Origin of the sequence: Cellulosimicrobium sp. ES-005 (assembly GCF_040448685.1) — a bacterium.
Lineage (GTDB): Bacteria > Actinomycetota > Actinomycetes > Actinomycetales > Cellulomonadaceae > Cellulosimicrobium > Cellulosimicrobium cellulans_G.
Genome location: NZ_CP159290.1, coordinates 17,523 through 36,584 on the forward strand (window position 1 = coordinate 17,523; position 19,062 = coordinate 36,584).

Consider the following 19,062-nt stretch of genomic DNA (forward strand, 5'->3'; position numbering starts at 1 on the left):
GAGGATGGAGCGACCGCGAGGTCCCCTAGGCTGGACGGTGTGCCGCTCCGACGCCGTGACGCCCGGGACCGACTGACCTTCGAGCTGGTCGAGTCGGCGGACGCGGACGCGGACCTCGAGGACGACGCGCCGGCATGGGGTTCCGCGACGGGCCCCGGACAGGCGCCGCGGGGTGGCGCCGCGGGTGCGACCTGGCCGGGCGCCGTGCGGTCGGGCGTCGCGCGGCCGGTCGACCTCGACGCAGCCGCCCTCGGACCCGACGCCCGCGACCAGGACGCCGAGGACGCGCCCGACGGGGAGGAGCCCCGTCCCGCGGGGGACGGCCCGGACGGTCCGAGGGCGCCCCGCCGCGGGCGGCGCCCCGCCATGGTCGGGGCGGTCGCCGCCGGGGTCGCGCTCGTGCTCGGCGGGATGCTCGCGGTCGACGCGTGGCACGGCCGGGCCGGTCTCGACCGCCTGCGCGCCGCACCGGGCGGCGTCGAGCCGCTGCCCGACGCCCCCCGGGAGCAGTGGACCGCCGACGTGGGGCTCACGGGTGGTCTCGCGCTGCTGCCCGACAGCATGGTGACGGTGGAGGACGGGGAGGCGGTCGCGGTCTCGCTCGACAGCGGCGAGGAGCGCTGGCGGGTCGACGTCGGGAAGGACGCGACGTGCGGCAGCTGGCTCTACTGGCTCTCGCCGTCCGGGGAGCCGGACGACACGCTCGTGTGCGTAGCGCCCGTCCCCGAGCCCTCGGGAGGGATCGTCCGCGACGGGCCGCGGGAGGTCGATCCCATGACCGGCCGCGTCGTCGCGACGACCTGGACGATCACGGTGGTCGACGACGACGGCGAGGTGCTGGGTCAACGTGACGCGAGCACGGACGGCGCGCTCCTGACCCCGGGGCCGGACGGGTCGATCGTCCGTGCCGAGCGCGTGGGCGAGGTCCCGGCCGGCGAGGGCGCCGTGGTCGAGGTGGACGACCTGACGGGGATGCCGAACGAGATCCCGGAGGGACGCCCCGCCGTCGTCCAGGTCGAGGACGCGCTCACGGGGGACCTGCGCTGGGAGGCGGAGCTCCCCTTCGTCGCAGGGTCCGGGCAGTGCACGGTGTGGAGCGAGGCCGACGGCGACGAGACGGTCCGCGCCGACCTGGAGAACCTGTGGACGGCGGTCGAGACGCGCCTGGTGCGCGTCGAGGGCTGCGGCGTCACGTCGTGGTTCACGCCCGACGGCACGCGTCTGGACGAGCCCGACAACCCCGTCGACGGGGTCGTCGCGCTCGTCGACGGCACCTACTCCCGCGACCCGACCGGCAACGACTACGGCTGGGGCCCGTCGAGCGGGACCGAGCCGACGTCCGCGCCCGCGATTCTCGGGGCGGACGGGTCGGTGCGCTGGGAGCCGCCGGGCAGCGTCCTCTCGCCGCCGTCGACCGACGGGCGCCCGGTGCCGACCTTCGTGCGGGACGGCCTGGACCTCGTCGCGTTCGACGCCGAGGGCACCGAGCTCTGGCGCACGTCCGAGCAGAGCACCCCGGACGCGGTGCTCGTCGCCGCGGGTGGGACGCTCGTCGTCGCCCACGGGTACGGGGACGGCGCCCTGGCGGGCGTCGACCTCACGACGGGCGGCGAACGCTGGTCGCTCGACCGCGAGGAGCTGATCGCGGGGCTGGAGATCGGGGCGGGCTGGTCGGCCGAGGTGGCCTACACGGACGGGTCCCGGGCGATCCTCGCCGTCTCCGACTGGGAGGCGGGGACGACGTCCCTGATCGCGCTCGACCTCGCCGACGGTGGCGTCGCGTGGACGGCGCAGACCACCGGTCACGACGGGGGCTCCTGGGTCGCGCCGCTCCAGGGTCGGCTCCTGCGGATGAGCGAGACGGAGATCACGCGGCTCGGTTGACGCCCGTCCTACGCTGGGCTCGTGCCGCTCCGACGACGAGACGGCGGTGACGACCGCCGCACGTTCGAGCTCGTCGAGTCGGCCGGGATCGACGTCGACCCCGACCTCCTCGACGCGCCGCACCCCGTGCTGCTCGGTGCGCTCCCTCGCGACACCCCTCCCGGCCTCGGGGCGCACGACGCGACGGTGGCCGCCGGCGACGGCCCGGACGGGGTGGACGTCGAGGGGCCGCCCCGTGATCCGCACGAGCCGCGCGAGCCGCGCGAGCCGCGCGGGGACCGCAGGCGAGCGCGCTGGGTCGCCGCCGCCGTGGTGACCGGTGTCGTGGTGGTGCTCGTGGGCGGGATGCTCGTCGTCGACACGGTGACGAGCCGTGACGCGCAGGAGCGGCTCGAGGTCGCGCGCGGGGCGGTGCGGCCCCTCGACGCCGCCCCGACCGAGAGGTGGACGGCGTCGGCCGCGACGGAACGCGGCGTCGGGTTCCTGCCGGGTCTGCTCGTGACGGTGGAGGGCGACGAGGCCGTCGCGCTGGACCTGGACAGCGGCGCCGAGGCGTGGCGGACCCCGCTCGGCGGCGACGAGGCCGTGTGCGGGTCCTGGAGCCCGTGGGAGCTGCCCGGCGTGGCGTCACGCGAGGTGGTGTGCGTCGCGGGATCCGGGGTCGGGCCGTTCTGGTACGACCCCGGGACGCGGTCGCAGCCCGAGCCGGGCGCGGACGTCCCGCCGGCGCACGTGACGGTGCTCGGCGCGGCGGGTCAGGTCGTGGGGGAGCGCGACGTCGAGGTGGACGGCGCGGTGCTCGTGCCGGGGCCCGACGGCGGGCTGGTCCGGGCCGAGCGCGTCGGGGAGCCGGGCGAGCCGAGCGGGCCGCCCGTCGCGGTCGACCCGGGCGCCGGGGAGTCGGTCGACGGCGTCGCGGGGCGCGACGTCGTCGTGACGGTCGAGGACGCCCTGACCGGCGACGTGCGCTGGCGGAGCGAGCTCCCGTTCCAGGACGTGCCGTGGTCGTGCACCACGTGGGACCCGGAGACGGGCGGCGAGGAGATCGACCCGGACCGGCTCACGCTCGTCGCGACGGAGACCCTGGTCGACGTCGGCGGCTGCGGCGTCGCGGCGTCCTTCCTCCCGGACGGCGAGCGCCTGGACGACCCGGACCTGCCGACCGACGGCGCCGTCCCGCTCGCGGGCGGGCGGTTCCTCGTGGACGCCGACCGGCAGGGCACGACCGGGGCGTTGCGACCCGACCGGGTGCTGGACGCGGCCGGGGTGCCCGTCCTCGACGCCCCGGGCGAGGTGCTCGACCCGCAGGCGACCGACGACCCGGCGCCCGGCGTGCTCCTCGTGCGCGACGGGATCGACCTGCGCGCGTACGACGACGAGGGCGCGCGCCTGTGGACGTACGACGGCGCGCGCGTCCCGGAGGCCGTCTACGTGCTCGCGGAGGGCACGGCCGTCGTCGGCACGGCGAGCACCGTCCTGGCGCTCGACGCGCTCTCGGGCGAGCAGACCTGGTCGCGGTTCCTCGACGACCTCGGGGGCGACGAGGGCCGGTCGGCGATGGTGACGCAGGCCTTCACGGACGGGCGGTGCGCGATCCTGGTGCTCGTCGACCCGTCCACCGGCAGCCACCCGCGCGTGGTCGCGCTCGAGCTGTCGTCGGGCTCGGTCGTCTGGGAGCAGGACCTCGAGGGCGAGTGGGCGTCGTTCGTGCCGGCCCAGGGTCGGCTCCTGCGCTGGGACGGCCGGACGGTCGCGCTGCTGGGCTGAGCCGCACCCGGCGCGGCAGGCGGGACCCGCCCACCGGGCTCACCCGCGGGGCTCACCCGACGAGAGCAGCGTCGCGCGGGACGGCGGCCCAGCCGGTCCGGCGCGCGACCAGGTCGGTCCAGCCGAGCCGGCCGGTGGGCGACCAGGTCGTGACGTAGCGACCGGGCCGCAGGCGGTCGTCCGTCGCCCAGAGCACGGTGAGCGCCGCCTCGGCGGTCCGGTCGCCCGCGTCGGCCTGGAGCGTGAGGTCGGCGACCCGGTCCGTGAGCGCCACGGCCCGCTCGTCCGGGGCGGCGCCGGGCAGGGCGGCCGCCCCCCACACGTCCCACAGCAGGAGCTCGTGCCGCTGCCGGTGCGCGAGGTCGGCGAGCACGTACCGCTGGACGAACCCGGGCCCGGTCAGCCAGGGCAGGTCGGGACCGGCGCCGTGGTCGGCGAGGTCGCGGCGTCCGGCGCGGTACGCCGTCCAGACCTCCGCGGCGGTCTCGAAGGGCGACCCCTCGCCGGTCGGCAGGTCGAACGGGTCGAACGCGACGTCGTCGGGCCCGAGCTCCGGGTCGGAGCGCACCCATCGCGCGCCGTCGTGCCGTTCCACGACGACGTGGTCGTGGTGGAACCCGTCCGTGCCGAGGTAGTCCGCGAACCCGAGGCGCGTCCGGGCCGGGACGCCGTGCTCGCGGAGGACGGCGACGGCGAGGAGGGAGTGGTCGCGGCAGCATCCCCCGACCTGACGCTCGGAGGAGCGCGGCGCGTCGAGGGGGCCGGGCGAGCGTTCCACGACCGCGTCGAGGATCGACGCCGTCCAGCGCCGGTCGACGTCGTCGAGCTGGTCCGGCGTGGCGGCGGTCGCCCCGGCGCGGTAGTGCACGACGGCGTTCGTCACGGCCGCGTGCAGGCTCGCCGGGTCGGGCGCCACGGCCGCGAGGAGCGGCGCGTGGTGGCGTGGGTCGGAGCAGGGGCTGTGGGTGGCGTAGCGCGAGACGTCCATGCCGCGAGCCTGGGGTCCGCCCCAGGGGCAGGGTCAAGCCGTGTTCCCGGTGGCGGCGCGGTGGCCCCGGGCCTACGGTCGGCGCAGCCGCTCGGCGTCGAGCGTGCCTGCCGTGCATCGACCGACGAAGGGGCCTGAGCCATGCCCGACGCGAGCACCGAGACCAGTACGGCGACGAGCGCCGGGGCCGACGCCCTGGCCGCGGCGGTCGCCGCCGTGAGCACGCCGTCGCCGGTGGACACCCCGCTGGGGCGGTTCGAGCTGGTCGACGGGGTGCCGACCCCGGAGTCCGTCGAGCGGCTCTACGGGTCGCTGGACTTCCTGCGCGGGGTCGAGGCGTTCCTCAGCACCGTGCCCGGCGCCTCGCTCGTGGCGATGCGGCGCGGGTTCCGCAGCCTCGGGCTCCTGCGGTCGAACCAGGTTGGCTACACCGACCCGCGCGCGGACTCGGGCGCGATCTTCCTCACGCCGAACACCGCGACGACGTACGGGTCGCTCTTCGTCGACCTGCGCGAGACGGGCCCGCTCGTCATCGAGCCGCCGAAGCAGTCGCTGTGCGTCGTCGACGACTTCTGGTTCCGCTACGTCGCGGACATGGGCATCGCGGGTCCGGACCGCGGCGAGGGCGGTCGCTATCTCTTCCTCCCGCCCGGCTACGACGGCGAGGTCCCGGACGGCTACTTCGTCTACCGGACGCCGACGTTCACCAACTGGGTCGTGCTGCGCGCGCTGGGCGGCGTGCCGGCCATGAAGGAGACGCGGATCTACCCGCTCGCCGACGCTGCGGACCCTGCGCCGACCGAGTTCGTCAACATCGCCGGGTCGCGCGTCAACACGGTGCACGCCAACGACGCCTCGTTCTTCGACGAGGTCGCCGAGATCGTCGCGGAGGAGCCGACGAGCGCGCTCGACCCGGAGCGCGCGGGCCTGCTGCGCGCCGTGGGCATCGTGCCCGGCCGCCCGTTCGCCCCGAGCCCGGAGCTGCGTGCGACGCTCGACACCGCCGCGCGGGCCGGCGCGGCGATCAGCCGTGCGCTCGTGTACTCGCCCCGCGACCCGGAGGCGCGCGTCGCGCCCGGGTCGAGCTGGCTCCAGGCGTTCCTCGGTGGCTCCTACGAGTTCCTCGCCGACGGTGCGCGCCTGCTGGACGCGCGCACGCAGTTCCACTTCTTCGCGACGGTCATCACCCCCGCCATGGCGCACGCCCAGGTCGGGGCCGGGTCCGCCTACGCGTACACCGCCCACGACGCGCAGGGCCGGATCCTCGACGGGGCGCGCACGTACCGGCTCGTGCTGCCGCCGAACCCGCCCGCGAAGAACTTCTGGTCGGTGGACCTCTACGACACCCAGACCCGGTCGCTCCTCCAGACCGCGAACCCGTACCCCAGCGTCATGAGCCTCAGCGGCACGGTCGCGACGGAGTCCGACGGGAGCACCGTGCTGTGGTTCGGGCCCGAGCCGCCCGCGGGGCGCGAGAGCAACTGGGTCGAGACGGTCCCGGGCAGGTCGTGGTTTCCCATGCTGCGCCTGTACGGGCCGCTCGAGCCGTGGTTCGACCGCACCTGGCTCCCCGGAGACCTGGAGCTCGTCGAGGACTGACGGGTCAGCGCGCGGGGCCGGGCCCGACGGCGAGCGCGACCTCCGCGACGACGGCGTCCGGCTCGTCGGACCACGGGACGGCGTAGACCTCGCGGGACGGGGCGTGCGCCTGCCCGGTCGCGACGCGCAGCGCGTCGAGGTACCCGACGATCTGCGGGAACCGGCAGTCGCGCGAGGGGACCTCGACGTACGCCTCCGTGCGGGCCGGGTCCTCGCGGAGCACGACCGGCCCGGCGGGGACGACCGGCCCCCGGTACGGGACGCACGCCTCGACGCGACCGGGGACGTCGCGGCCGACGGGCGAGTGGTAGATCACCCAGTGCGCGGCGCCCGCCTCGGCGCCCGCGGCGGCGAGGTGCGCCCGGATCGTCAGCAGGTCGGCGCTGAAGGTCGGGACGAGGTCGGCCTGGGTCGTGGACGACGTGATCGTGGCGACCGTGCACGCCGGGACGTCGCGCCACCGGACCTCGGCCTCACCGCGTCGCGCGGCGAGCCGGCGGGCGAGCTCCTCGGCGGTCGCGCGCTGCTCCGCGAGCGCCCGCTGCTGCTCGTCCCACCACCCGAGGAGGACGTCGCGCACGTCGCGCGGGTCGGCGTCGAGCACCTCGGGGACGCGCGCGAGCGGCACGTCGAGCCGGCGCAGCAGCGCCAGGGCGCGCCCCCGCTCGACCTGCTCGGGCGCGTAGGCGCGGTACCCCGTGCGGGGGTCGACGCGCGCGGGGACGAGGAGCCCGTTCGCGTCGTAGAGCCGCAGCGCCTTGATGGACAGCCCCGACGCGCGCACCATCTCGCCGCTCGTGAGCGTCTCCGACGTCGGGCGGGCCCCCTGCTCCTGCGTCACGCGTCGAGCGTAACGACCGGTGCGGGACGCGCCACGGCGGCCGGGCGCCGTCGGGCGGCACTACCCTGGCCAGATGCCTGACGACCTCACGCAGACCGCCACGCCGCCGACCCCCGCGGAGCGGGAGGAGCCGGCAGCGCCCGTCGCGCCCCGCCGCCCGGCGCCGCGCACGCACCACGGGGAGACCGTGGAGGACGACTACGAGTGGATGCGGGACAAGGAGTCGCCCGAGGTCGTCGCCCACCTGGAGGCCGAGAACGCGTACACCGAGGCGCGGCTCGCGCACCTCGAGCCGCTGCGCGAGCGGATCTTCGAGGAGATCAAGGCGCGCACGCTCGAGACGGACCTGTCCGTGCCCGTGCGGCAGGGCGCGCACTGGTACTACGCGCGCACGGTGGAGGGCTCGCAGTACCCGATCCGGGCGCGCGCGCCGATCGACGCGAGCCTCGGCAGCGACGCGCCGTCGTCCTGGGTGCCGCCCGTGCTGGAGCCGGGCGTTCCCGTGCCGGGCGAGCAGGTGCTGCTCGACGACAACGTCGAGGCCGAGGGGCACGACTTCTTCTCGCTCGGGTCGTTCGACGTGTCGGTCGACGGCACGCGGCTCGCGTACGCGGTCGACGTCGTCGGCGACGAGCGGTACACGCTGCGCATCCGCGACCTCGACACGGGTACGGACCTCGTGGACGAGGTCCCCGGCACGTTCCCGGGCGCCGTCTTCTCCCCGGACGGGCGGTTCGTCTTCTACCCGACGGTGGACGACGCGTGGCGGCCCTGGCGCGTGTGGCGCCACGAGGTGGGCACCCCGGCGACGCAGGACGTCGTCGTCTTCGAGGAGCCCGATGAGCGCTACTGGGTCGGCGTGGGCGTCTCGCGCTCGCAGCGGTTCGTGCAGATCGACGTCGGCTCGAAGATCACGTCGGAGACCTGGCTGATCGACGCCGCCGACCCGACCGCCGAGCCGCGCGTCGTGTGGCCGCGCCGCGAGGGCGTCGAGTACACCGTCGAGCACGCGGTCCTGCCGAGCACGTGGTTCCCCGCGGTCGAGCACGAGGAAAGTGCCGGAGAGGCCGGGAGAACGACAGCGACGTCGGGTTCGGCGGGGGAGCGGCGGGACGTGCTGCTCGTGCTGCACAACGACGGCGCGGAGAACTTCGAGCTCGTCGTGACCGGCGTGCCCGACGGCGGCACGTCCCCGGGAGGGCCGGGCGAGGCGACCGTCGTCGTGCCGCACGACCCCGAGACCCGGCTGGAGGGGGTCGACGCCTTCGCCTCGCACCTCGTCGTCTCCTACCGGCGCGACGCGCTCTCGCGGGTCGGGGTGATCGACCTCGCGTCGGCCGAGCCGCCGCGCCCGGCGGGCCTGCCGACCCCGATCCGCACGGGCGACACCCCGGCACCCTCGGGCGACCACTGGCACGTGCGCGAGGTCGCGTTCGACGAGCCGCTGTACACCGCCGCGCTCGCGGGCAACCCCGAGTGGGACCAGCCGAACGTGCGCCTGTCCTACGCGAGCTTCGTCACGCCGTCGACCGTGTACGACCTGCGCGTCGAGACCGACGAGCTCACGCTGCTCAAGCAGCAGCCCGTGCTCGGCGGGTACGACGCCGCGGACTACGTGCAGCGCCGCGAGTGGGCCACGGCCGAGGACGGGACGCAGGTGCCGGTCTCGCTCGTGTGGCGGCGCGACGCCGTCGGGCTCGACGCGACGGGCACGGGCGCGGAGCCCGCGCCGCTCCTGCTCTACGGGTACGGGTCGTACGAGATCAGCATCGACCCGGGGTTCTCGATCTCGCGCCTGTCGCTGCTGGACCGCGGCGTCGTGTTCGCGGTCGCGCACGTGCGCGGCGGCGGCGAGATGGGGCGCCGCTGGTACGACGACGGCAAGACGCTCGCCAAGCGGAACACGTTCACCGACTTCGTCGCGGTCGCGCGCCACCTGGTCGACGCGGGCTGGACGAGCCCCGAGCGCCTCGTGGCGCAGGGCGGCTCCGCGGGCGGGCTGCTCATGGGCGCGGTGACCAACCTCGCGCCCGAGCTGTTCGCGGGCGTGCTCGCGCAGGTCCCGTTCGTCGACGCGCTCACGTCGATCCTCGACCCGTCCCTGCCGCTGACCGTCGTCGAGTGGGACGAGTGGGGCGACCCCCTGCACGACCCCGAGGTCTACCGGTACATGCGCACCTACACGCCGTACGAGAACGTGCCCGACGACGCGGCCCACTACCCGCGGATCCTCGCCGTGACGTCGTTCCACGACACGCGCGTGCTCTACGTCGAGCCGGCCAAGTGGGTCGCGCGCCTGCGCGCCGCCGGTGCGCCCGCGCTGCTGAAGATCGAGATGCACGCCGGGCACGGCGGCGTCTCGGGCCGGTACGAGGGCTGGCGCGAGGTCGCGTACGAGGACGCGTGGGTGCTCGACGTGCTCGGGCTCGCGGGGCGGTGACGGGCTCGACGCCCGACCCGCGGGCCGCGCGCGACGCGACGCCCCCGGGGACGGCGGCGCTGCTGCTGCGCCCGGTCGGCTACCTCGCGATCGGGCTCGTGTGGACGACGATCGGGCTGTTCGTCCTGGGCCTGTACCTCGCGGTCGCGGCGTACGGGCTGTTCGAGCCACCCGCGGACCAGGAGCCGTGGGCCGAGCTCGTGGCCTCGCCCGGCGCCGTGCTGGGCCGGCTCGCCGTGGTCGCGCCGATCGTCGTGGTGCTCGCGGGGCCGGTCGCGTGGTACCTGTCGTGCGCGATCTGGCCGCTCGCCGCGTTGTCCTTCGTGTACGCCGGGCGCGCGCTGCGGCCCGCGTACCGCGGCGACCGGCTCTCGTTCACGAGCCACGTCGCGCCCGGCACGACGCTCGGCCCGCCCGTGCCGGGTCCGGTCGCGATGTCGCTCCAGCCGCAGCGGCGCACGCGGCTCACGGACACCCTCATGCGCTTCTACGCCTGCGGCTGGAACCTCGACTTCCGCGAGTTCTGGCCCGCGGTCCCCGCAGGGATCGCCTGGGTGCTCGCGAGCACCGGGGCGTCGACGGCGCTGCCGTCCGGCTGGCGGGTCGGGCTCGTCGTGGCCGCGGTCCCGTTCGCGCTCTGGTCCGTCGTCGCGCTCCGCCGGGCCTGGACGTGGCGGTTCCATCGCGAGCGCGCACGCCTGGCGGCGCGGCGCCGACTCGAGCGGCACGGCGACGAGTACCGGATCGACCCGCGCGTCGTGCGCACGCGCCCGCAGTCGGCCGAGCACCGGGCCCGCGTCGAGGCGGAGCGGGCGGCGGCGCGCGGTGCGGAGGACCACCTGACGAGCCTGACGAGCGACGAGATCGGCGAGCGGCGCGAGGCCGTGCTCCGCGCGCGCCGGGACCGTGAGGCCCGCGAGGCGCGGGAGGCTCGTCAGGCGGCGCGTCGGGGCCGGTCGGGCGGGACGCCTCCGGACCTCTGAGGCCGCCGCCCGGCGTCCGGGTGGCGTGCGTGGACGCGGCCCGCGGTCAGACGGCCTGCGGGCTGCCGCACTCGGCGCAGAACCGCGCGCCCGCGGCGTTCTGCGTGCCGCACTCGCGGCACGCGGCGACCTGCGCGAGGCGCTCGCCGCACTCGGGGCAGAACTTGCCGCCTCCGACCTTGGCCGAGCACGACGGGCACTGCGTGACGACCGGCGTCCGCAGGTCCGCGCCGCCGACTAGGTCGGTCGTCCGGAGCTGCTCCTGGAGCTGGTAGCGGCGCGCCTCGGCCTGGAGCTGGGCGAGCTCCTCCGCCTGCTGGGGCGAGCAGCGCACGCACTGCCCGACGGCGTCGTTCCAGCAGACCTCGTGGCACATCCAGTCGCCGCAGCCGTGGCACTGGCGGAAGGCGTCGCGCACCTCGCCGACGGCGGCGTCGAGCGCCTTGTCCTTCGCGGACGAGTTGGTCTGCCGGTCGGCGGCCCACGAACCCGCCGCGTACGACAGGTCGGCCACCTTGCCGCCGAAGAACCGGCCCGCCGCCTGGACGAGACTGCTGCCCTTGGCGACGAGGTCCGCCTGGTACGCGGACCGGTACCCGTTGCCGCATCGCTCGCACCGGAACTCGAACTGGTAGCCGCCCGCGTTCGACAGGTCGCGGACGTTGTCGGTGAAGGCGATGGGCGCGCTCATGGCAGGGACCTCGGCAGGCTCGGGGGGCGGCGTCCCCGCAGGCCAGGCCCGCGGGAGGGGTGCGTCATGGGGATCCCATGACCGCAGCGATGCTACCCACGGACCCTCGTCGCCCGGACGGATCACCCGGGTGAAATCGGGCACCCGGCGGTCAGGGGCGGACGAGCCGCAGGGGCGAGTCGGCGGTGCGGACGGTCACGGTCTGGCCCCAGGAGGCGACGAGCCGGTCGTCCTCCACACCGTCGCCGAACACGACGAGCCGGTCCGACGCGACGGTGAGCGCGACGTCCGCGCCGTCCTCTACGACGCCCTCCGTGAGCGTGACGCCCGTCGCCGGCGAGGGCCACGCCTCGCGCACGAACCAGCCGAGCCGGTGCTCGGTGCGACCCAGCGCAGGGCGGCCGCCCCGGTCGTGCGCGAGCGACGCCCACCAGCCCGTCGCGCCGGTGCCGGTCGCGACGAGCACGCCCGACGACGACTGCCGCTCCTCGCCCGCCGCGCACCGCAGCGTGTAGCGCGCGCTCTGGTGGCTCGGGTGCCCGACGAACACCTCGTTGAGCGCGGTGAGGTGTTGCCCGTCGTCGAGGTCGGCACGGACCATGGTGAGCGCGTCGACGGGCAGGACCGCCGTGGGGTCGGGCGCGCCCGCGGGGGCGTCGTCACCGAGACCGCGGAGGAGGGCCGAGGCGGCCCCCACCGAGTGCCGCACGAGCACCCCGGGGTTCACCCCGGGCTCGGGATCCACGCCCAGCACGGGCTGCCCGCGCAGGTACTTCGCGACGTTCGCGACGAGACCGTCCTGCCCCACGACGACCACGACGTCCTCCGGCGCGAGGAGGAACCGCGACAGGTCGGCGCGCTCGACGTCCGCACGCGCCCAGCCCGCCGGGAGGGCGGTCACGACGGCGTCGCGCGCCGCCGCGAGCGCGTCGTGCCGCGCCTGGACCTCGGCGAGCGACCGACCGCGCGAGCGGAGGAAGAACTCCGCCTGACCACGGGTCCCGTGCCGGTCCAGCAGGTCGTCGAGCTCCGTGCGCCGGTGCACGACGACGGCGCGTCGCCGCAGCACCGTCAGGCCGCCTTCCCCGTGGTCCCGGCGCCCGCGGCCGTCCCCGACCGCCCGCCGTCCGGTCCGCCGTCGGGCCCACCGAGCGCGCCGCCCAGCAGCGAGCCCAGCACACCCGTCAGGAGGTCGGGCGTGACGGTGAGGTTCTGGACGTCGGGGAGCGCGCCGGCCGCCTCGCGGACCGCGAGGGCGAGGAGCGTGCCCGGGCCTGCGCTCGCCCAGACGTCCATGCGGGCCTGCTCGGCGGCGGCCTCGGCCGCGCCGACGACGCGCACCTGCTCGGCCTGCGCGTCGGTCGCGAGCCGAGCGCGCTCGGCGGTCGCGCGGGCGTCGACCAGCGCGGCGGCGGCCTTCTCCTCCGCCTCGCGCCGCGCGTTCGCGCCCTCCTGGGCGACGAGGCGCTCGCGGCGGGTCGCGAGCTCGATCGTACTCGCGAGCTCGTTCTCGGCGATCGCACGCTCGCGCTCGACGGCGAGGGCCCGGCGCTCGTACGTCGCGCGGTCGGCCTCGGCCTGCACGCGCTCGCGCGCCGGCGTCTGGAGCGCGCGCTCGACGTCCTTCTCGGGGCGGACGGCGAGCACCTGGACGCCGATGACCACGATCCCGGTCGCGGTGAGGCGCGGGTCGGTGGTCAGCGCGTCGGTGAGGACGTCGCGCACGCGCGGCACGCCGGCCGTGAGGGCGTCGGCGAGGGGCATCGCCGCGAGCGCGTCGGCGGCGCGGCTCTGCGCGAGCCGGCCGACGATGCTGGTCACCTGGTCCCGGCCCGCGGTGCTCGTCTCGCCGCTGCCCGGGTCGACGGCGAAGTCGAGGCGCTGCGAGACGGTCACGGGGTCGGTGAACCGGTAGGTGACCCCGGCCTGGACGGTGACGTCCTGGTGGTCGGCGGTCACGGCGTGGAAGAAGACGGGCAGCTCCTGGTCGTCGACGGGGACCTCCGAGAGGACCGACGTCGTCGGCCGGAACCAGAACGCCTGACCCACGCCCTCGTGCGCGACGCGCCCGCGGCGCAGGTGCACGACGTGCCCGGTGGGGCTGCCGAGGAAGTGCCGGGTCCACGGGTAGGTGCGGATAGTCGCCATGGTCGTCTCCATCTCTTTCTCGTCGTTCTGACGATAAGGACGCTAGACCTCTCCGATCGTTCTCGTCAACCTGACGCTAATGTGCGACGATGACCGCATGACCCCGTCCGTCAGCCCGACCCCCGGCGTCCCGCCGACCGCCGCGCTGCTGCCCGTCACGGTCGACGTCGTCGCGCTCACGGTCCGCGACGACGCCCTGCACGTGCTGCTCGTCGAGCGCGGCATCGAGCCGTTCCGCGGCGCGCTCGCGCTCCCGGGCGGGTTCGTGCTGCCGGAGGAGGGGCTCGCCGGGGCGGCCCGGCGCGAGCTCGCGGAGGAGACCGGCGTCCGCCCGCCCGGCCACCTGGAGCAGCTCCGCACCTACGGGCCGCTCCACCGCGACCCGCGCGGGCCGGTCCTCTCCGTCGCCTACCTCCTGCTCGCCCCCGAGTTCGGCGTCGTGCACGCCGGGTCCGACGCCGGGGGAGCGGCCTGGCACCCCGTCGCGCCCCTGCTCGCGCAGGCCCCGGCCGGGTCGACGGCGTCGGGCGACCGGGCGCCGTCGGGCACCGGGCTCGCGTTCGACCACGCGCGGATCCTCGCCGACGGCGTCGAGCGGGCCCGCGCCAAGCTCGAGTACTCGGCCCTCGCGACGGCGTTCTGCCCGCCCGAGTTCACGGTCGCCGACCTGCGGCGCGTCTACGAGGCGGTCTGGGGCGTGCGGCTCGACCCGCGCAACTTCTCGCGCAAGGCCACGACCACCCCGGGCTTCCTCCAGGACACCGGCCGCACGACCTCAGGCGGCACCGGCCGCCCTGCGACCCTCTACCGCGCCGCGCCGAACCCGGGGTCCCTCCCCACGACCGGCCCCGCGTGGGGAGCGACCCCGGGTTCGGCAGCGGACCCGGACCTCGCGCCCGCCAGCGTGCCCGCCGTCCTCGATCCGCCGCTCATGCGTCCGCGGCGCTCAGCGGCGGGGCACACGGGGGAGAACTCCCCCTCGACAGCGGCGCACGGCTGAGTACGCTCGCGCGCATGTCGACGTACAGCTACTGGCGCAGCGACCAGGGCAACATGCAGGCCCTCTCGGACGAGCTCGCCGCGCAGGCCGCGATGGCGCGGTCGCGCGAGGCGTCGCTCAACCGGCGGCTGCGCTCGCTGGAGGGCGACCTGTCCAGTCGGGTCGAGGTGCTCACGCGCCTCGTCAACGCGCTCATCGAGCTCGGCGAGGTGCGCGAGGAGCTCGCGCTGTTCACGCCCGCCCGACGCGCCCGGGACGCGGCGCGCGCCCTGACGCGTGCCGTCGTGGCGGGCGAGGGCGACGTGTCGCACCTGCGCCGGTCGCCCGACCTCGCCGACGTTCCCGGCTACTGGCTCGTCCCCGCGGCGCTCGCCGTCGCCGAGCTGCCCGCGGGTCGGCTCGACCCCGAGGCGGCGCAGGAGGCGCTCCTGCGCGACCGCCGTCGGGCCGCGACCTACCTCGTCGCGGTGTGCGCGCTCGTGGGCCGGTCCGACCTCGCGCGCGAGTGGACGCCCTCGGTGCTCGACGCCCCCGTCCTCCCCGAGGGCGGCTGGGGCAGCGCCGACGGGGAGCCGGAGGCGGCACCGGAGCGCCCCGGCGAGCGGCCGGACGAGGTCCTCGTGTCGGTCTCCGAGCGGGCGCTGTGGTGCGCGGCGGCCGCGGGGCACCTCGGGGACGACGGCGTCGCGGTCGTCCGCGCGGCGCTCGCCGACCGCGTGGCCCTGCTCGACGACGACGCGCACGCCCGCTGGCGCGCCCGGCTCCTCGAGGCCGCGCCCGCGCTCCCCGGGAGCGCGGACGACTGGGGATCGCCCGAAGCCGCCGCGGCCGACGGGTCCGGGACGCGTCGCCGCACCGCGGCGCCCGACGCCCTGCCGCTGCTGCGGTCCTGGACCGCGTGGTCGCGGGCCGTCGTGGCGGGGGAGGTCGCGCTGCCGTCGCCGGCGCCCGGGCCGCTCGCGCTCGGGGCGCCGTCGGGCACCACCTCCGGCACGACTGCGGCGCCGAGCGGCGCACCCGCCCCCGGCGCGGCGCTGCTGCGGGTCGTCGGGTCGCTCGTGAACGAGGGCGCGCCCGTGGAGCGCGGCCTCCTCGAGCGGGCGGAGCTCCTGGCCGACCGCGTGGGCCGCGCGCCCGAGGACGACGGCCCGGAGTGGGACGCGTCCGCGGGGACGCTCGTCGACCTGCTGGTGGACGACGCGCGCGGCACCGACCCGGGGCTCGTGGCGATCGCGGCACCGCTGCTCGTCGACGACCTGCGCGTCGCGAGCCACGCGCGGGCCTCCGAGCTCGCGGCGTCCCCGGCGCCGTCGCGCGTGCTGCGCCTCGCGGGCCGGACCGTCACCGTCACGCCGGCCGACGACGGGGCGTCGCCCGCCGCGACGGCGCGGGCGGAGCTCCTCGCGCGCCCCGTCGACGGGGTGTCGTGGGGCGTCGTCGGCGGGGTCGGGGCGCTCGCGGTGGTGACGCTCGTGCTCGGGATCGTGGTCGCGCCGGCCTGGTACGCGGTGACCGTCGTCGCGGCCGTGGTCGCGGCGTGGCAGTGGTTCTCGGGCGAGCAGCGCGCGCGGGACCAGCGTGCCGCCGCGCAGGCGAGCGCCGAGCGGTTCGACGCCGAGCTGGCCGAGGCGCGCACCGCCGTCGCGGCGGAGGCGGAGCGCGCCCGGACGCAGCGCGAGGCGGTCGCGACCGTCGTCGACGACCTCGACGACGCCCTCGCCGACCTGGGCGCGCCGACCGTCGCCTGACGTCCCGGCCGTCGCCGTGCGTCGCCCTGTGCGGCACCCCGCGGGTCGTCCTCACCAGGGCCGGGCCGCCCGTTCCCGCGGGCCGTCCGGCCCTGCCCGGCCAGGCCCCGTCCGGCGTTCGAACACCGGCTTCGAACGCCGGATGAACTGTCGGTGAACAGTGGCGGAAGAATCCACAGGATGGTCGAGCGCGCTCCGGGGATGACCCCACCATGGACGACGTGACCGAGACGCTCCTGCTGGTGCTCGTCGTCGTGACCGCACTGGCCTTCGACTTCACCAACGGCTTCCACGACACGGGCAACGCGATGGCCACCTCCATCGCCACCAAGGCCCTCAAGCCCAAGACCGCCGTCGCCCTCTCCGCCGTCCTCAACATGGTCGGAGCGTTCCTCTCCCTGGCGGTCGCGGCGACCATCGCGAAGGGTCTGGTCGACGCCGACGTCATCACCCTCGAGGTCGTCCTCGCGGGGCTCGTGGGCGGCATCACCTGGAACCTGCTGACCTGGTTGCTCGGCATCCCGTCGAGCTCGTCGCACGCGCTGATCGGCGGCGTCGTCGGCTCGGTGCTCGCGGCCGTGGGGACGCAGGGCGTCATCTGGAGCGGTGTCGCCGCCAAGGTGCTCATCCCCGCGCTGCTCGCCCCGCTCGTCGCGGTCGGCGTCGCGAGCGTCGGGACCTGGGCCGTCGCGCGCCTCACGCGCGACGTCCCCGAGGACGTCTCGACCCGGGCGTTCCGCTGGGGCCAGGTCGGCTCGGCGTCGCTCGTCTCGCTCGCGCACGGCACCAACGACGCGCAGAAGTCGATGGGCATCATCCTGCTCGCGCTCATCGCGGCGGGCGCCGTCCCGGCGGACTCGGGCGTGCCGTTCTGGGTGATCCTCGCCTGTGCGTCCTTCATGGCGCTCGGCACGTACCTGGGCGGCTGGCGCATCATCCGCACGCTCGGCAAGGGCCTCGTCGAGATCGACACGCGTCAGGGCATGGCCGCCGAGACGTCGTCCGCGGCGGTGATCCTCATGTCCGGGCTGTTCGGGTACTCGCTCTCGACGACGCACGTCGCGACCGGCTCGATCCTCGGCTCGGGCGTCGGGATGCCGGGCGCCACGGTCCGCTGGGGCGTCGCGGGCCGCATGCTCGCCGCGTGGGGCCTGACGCTGCCGGCCGCCGGCCTCGTCGGCGCGGCCTGCTACGGCATCCAGCACGGGATCGGCGGCGCAGCGGGGACGGTCGTCGTGTTCGCGATCCTCGTCGCGACGTCCGTCGCCATCTGGGTCGCGTCGCGCCGCAAGCCCGTGGACCACAACAACGTCAACGACGCCTGGGAGGAGGGCGCGGTGGACGCCGGGCTCGAGGCCGAGGTCGTCGAGGCGCGCGAGGCCGCGCTGGAGCGCCGCCTCGACGCGGCCGACCCGTTCGCCGACGCCGAGCCGCAGGCCGCCGCGCCCGCTGCGGGCGCACCCACCGTGACCCCGACCGCCGCGCGCCAGCGCGCGAGCGTCTGACCCCGGCAGCCCGGAGGAGAGAACCGTGTTCGTCGAGATCGACTCGCTGCTCAAGGTCGTCGTCGCCGGCCTCGTCGTCGGCGCGGGCCTGCCCGCCCTCTTCGCGCTCGGGGTCCGGCTCGCCGCCGGCCGGGCCGTGCCCGTGGAGGTCGGCACCCCCGACGGCCGCTTCACGTCCGACGGCCGGACCGTGCGCGTCGAGCGCGCCACCCGCGGTCGCCGGGTGGGCGCGCTCGTGTGCTTCGCCGTCGTCGTCGTCGCGATCGCGGCGGGCATCGCCTTCATCGCGAGCGGCGGCCACTGACCCGGACTCCCAGCCCCGCTGAGTGCATGAAATCGTCGCGGTCGGATCGATTCGACCGCGACTATTTCATGCACTCAGCGCGAGGCGGGGTCAGGCGGAGTCGCGCACCACGAGGGTCGGGTCGAACAGGACCGAGCGAGGCTCGGTCTCCGGGGCGTCGATCGCCGCGAGCAGGAGGCGCGCCATCTCGGCCGCCATCTCCTCGACGGGCTGACGCACCGTCGTGAGCGGGGGGTGCGCCTGGTGCGCGACCGTGGAGTCGTCGAACCCGACGACCGCGACGTCCTCCGGGACGCGCCGGCCGGCCTCCTGCAGGACCGTGGACGCGCCGTCGGCCATGAGGTCGCTCGCGCCGAACACGCCGTCGACGTCGGGGCGTGCGGCGAGGAGCTCGCGCGCGGCCGCCTCGCCGCCCGCGCGCGTGAAGTCGCCCTCGACGACGAACGGCTCGGGGAGACCGGCGGCCCGCACCGCGTCGAGGAAGCCCTCCAGCCGGGCGCGCGCGAAGGGGACGTCGGCGGGCCCGGCGACGGTCGCCAGGCGCGTCCGGCCGCGGGCCACCAGGTGCTCGGCCGCGAGGCGGCCGCCCGCGGCCTGGTCGAGGTCGACCCAGCTCACGCCGGCCGACTCGTCGGCCCCGTCGAGGTGCGTCGAGAGCACGACCGGCACGGACAGCGCGGCGAACCGCGCGGGCAGCGGGTCGCCGGAGCTCGACGTGATGAGCAGGACGCCGTCGACGTGGCCCTGGCGCACATAGCGCACGACCTGGTCGTGCGCGGGCGGGTCGGCGGGCAGGATCGCGAGATGGATGTCGCGCGGCCGGAGCACCTGCTGCGCGCCGGCGGTGACCCGGCCGATGTAGGGGTCGGTGAACAGGCGCTCCAGGAAGGGGCTGGTGTGCCGCCGCTCCGTCGGCTCGGAGACGACGAGCGCGACCGACCCGGTGCGTCGCGTCACGAGGGTGCGCGCCGCGAGGTTGGGGACGTAGCCCGTCTCGTCGATCGCCTTCTCGACGACCTCGACGATCGCCGGGTCGACCGTCGGCACCCCGTTGATGACGCGGGACACGGTGGCGCGGGAGACGCCGGCGACGGCCGCGACGGCCTCGAGCGTCGGGCGGGGCGAGGGGCGACGGGCAGCCATGGCGTCAGTTATACCGCTCGG

The 19,062-nt window shown here is 76.2% G+C and carries 15 protein-coding genes; 9 read left to right on the plus strand and 6 right to left on the minus strand.

Translation table 11 applies throughout. The features are described from left to right. Positions 1-39 precede the first annotated feature (39 nt). Together ABRQ22_RS00080 and ABRQ22_RS00085 are read left to right on the plus strand one after the other, a co-directional pair. Positions 40-1,884, plus strand: a complete 1,845-nt coding sequence (locus tag ABRQ22_RS00080) for a PQQ-binding-like beta-propeller repeat protein (protein WP_353708138.1) — start codon at positions 40-42, stop codon at positions 1,882-1,884. A 21-nt stretch (positions 1,885-1,905) separates the two neighbouring features. Further along, positions 1,906-3,651 carry a PQQ-binding-like beta-propeller repeat protein gene (locus tag ABRQ22_RS00085; protein ID WP_353708139.1) on the plus strand — a complete coding sequence of 582 codons (1,746 nt, stop codon included), beginning with the start codon at positions 1,906-1,908 and terminating at the stop codon, positions 3,649-3,651. 52 nt (positions 3,652-3,703) lie between these two features. Here the strand turns inward: ABRQ22_RS00085 and ABRQ22_RS00090 are convergent, their stop codons facing one another. After that, a complete protein-coding gene (locus ABRQ22_RS00090; RefSeq protein ID WP_353708140.1) occupies positions 3,704-4,639 on the minus strand; it encodes a transglutaminase-like domain-containing protein in 936 nt (311 codons plus the stop codon). A 141-nt stretch (positions 4,640-4,780) separates the two neighbouring features. Between ABRQ22_RS00090 and ABRQ22_RS00095 the strand changes: the two genes are divergently transcribed. Beyond that, the gene (locus ABRQ22_RS00095) at positions 4,781-6,238 is read left to right on the plus strand and encodes a DUF1254 domain-containing protein (RefSeq protein WP_353708141.1); all 1,458 of its coding nucleotides are present in this window, start codon (positions 4,781-4,783) and stop codon (positions 6,236-6,238) included. Between the two features lie 4 nt (positions 6,239-6,242). Here ABRQ22_RS00095 and ABRQ22_RS00100 read toward each other — a convergent pair whose 3' ends face one another. Further along, entirely contained in the window at positions 6,243-7,079 is an 837-nt protein-coding gene (locus ABRQ22_RS00100; RefSeq protein WP_353708142.1) for a MerR family transcriptional regulator, read from the minus strand. 73 nt (positions 7,080-7,152) lie between these two features. On the opposite strand from ABRQ22_RS00100, the gene ABRQ22_RS00105 reads away from it, so the two are divergent. Both ABRQ22_RS00105 and ABRQ22_RS00110 read left to right on the plus strand, forming a co-directional pair. Continuing rightward, the gene (locus ABRQ22_RS00105; protein ID WP_353708143.1) at positions 7,153-9,519 is read left to right on the plus strand and encodes a S9 family peptidase; all 2,367 of its coding nucleotides are present in this window, start codon (positions 7,153-7,155) and stop codon (positions 9,517-9,519) included. Beyond that, positions 9,483-10,502, plus strand: a complete 1,020-nt coding sequence (locus ABRQ22_RS00110) for a hypothetical protein (RefSeq protein ID WP_353708144.1) — start codon at positions 9,483-9,485, stop codon at positions 10,500-10,502. Before ABRQ22_RS00105 ends, ABRQ22_RS00110 begins: the two co-directional genes overlap by 37 nt. 46 nt (positions 10,503-10,548) lie before the next feature. Here ABRQ22_RS00110 and ABRQ22_RS00115 read toward each other — a convergent pair whose 3' ends face one another. From ABRQ22_RS00115 to ABRQ22_RS00125, 3 genes are all read right to left on the minus strand, one after another. Beyond that, positions 10,549-11,193, minus strand: coding sequence for a zinc ribbon domain-containing protein (locus ABRQ22_RS00115; RefSeq protein WP_253054561.1), 645 nt, complete (start codon positions 11,191-11,193; stop codon positions 10,549-10,551). Positions 11,194-11,344: 151 nt separating this feature from the next. Next, the gene (locus ABRQ22_RS00120; RefSeq protein WP_353708145.1) at positions 11,345-12,262 is read right to left on the minus strand and encodes a hypothetical protein; all 918 of its coding nucleotides are present in this window, start codon (positions 12,260-12,262) and stop codon (positions 11,345-11,347) included. A 2-nt stretch (positions 12,263-12,264) separates the two neighbouring features. Then, positions 12,265-13,341 carry an SPFH domain-containing protein gene (locus tag ABRQ22_RS00125; RefSeq protein ID WP_253054557.1) on the minus strand — a complete coding sequence of 359 codons (1,077 nt, stop codon included), beginning with the start codon at positions 13,339-13,341 and terminating at the stop codon, positions 12,265-12,267. A 97-nt stretch (positions 13,342-13,438) separates the two neighbouring features. Here ABRQ22_RS00125 and ABRQ22_RS00130 point away from each other — a divergent pair, with 97 nt between their 5' ends. From ABRQ22_RS00130 to ABRQ22_RS00145, 4 genes are all read left to right on the plus strand, one after another. Then, a complete protein-coding gene (locus tag ABRQ22_RS00130; RefSeq protein WP_353708146.1) occupies positions 13,439-14,341 on the plus strand; it encodes an NUDIX domain-containing protein in 903 nt (300 codons plus the stop codon). A 14-nt stretch (positions 14,342-14,355) separates the two neighbouring features. Further along, entirely contained in the window at positions 14,356-16,089 is a 1,734-nt protein-coding gene (locus ABRQ22_RS00135) for a hypothetical protein (protein ID WP_353708147.1), read from the plus strand. Positions 16,090-16,301: 212 nt separating this feature from the next. Continuing rightward, positions 16,302-17,594 (plus strand): inorganic phosphate transporter, encoded by a 1,293-nt coding sequence (locus ABRQ22_RS00140; RefSeq protein WP_353708148.1) that lies wholly within the window; start codon positions 16,302-16,304, stop codon positions 17,592-17,594. 25 nt (positions 17,595-17,619) lie between these two features. Next, complete coding sequence (locus ABRQ22_RS00145; RefSeq protein ID WP_353708149.1) at positions 17,620-17,898, plus strand: hypothetical protein; 279 nt, start codon at positions 17,620-17,622, stop codon at positions 17,896-17,898. 90 nt (positions 17,899-17,988) lie between these two features. On the opposite strand, the gene ABRQ22_RS00150 is transcribed toward ABRQ22_RS00145, so the two are convergent. Next, positions 17,989-19,041 (minus strand): LacI family DNA-binding transcriptional regulator, encoded by a 1,053-nt coding sequence (locus ABRQ22_RS00150; protein WP_353708150.1) that lies wholly within the window; start codon positions 19,039-19,041, stop codon positions 17,989-17,991. Between the last annotated feature and the right edge of the window lie 21 nt (positions 19,042-19,062).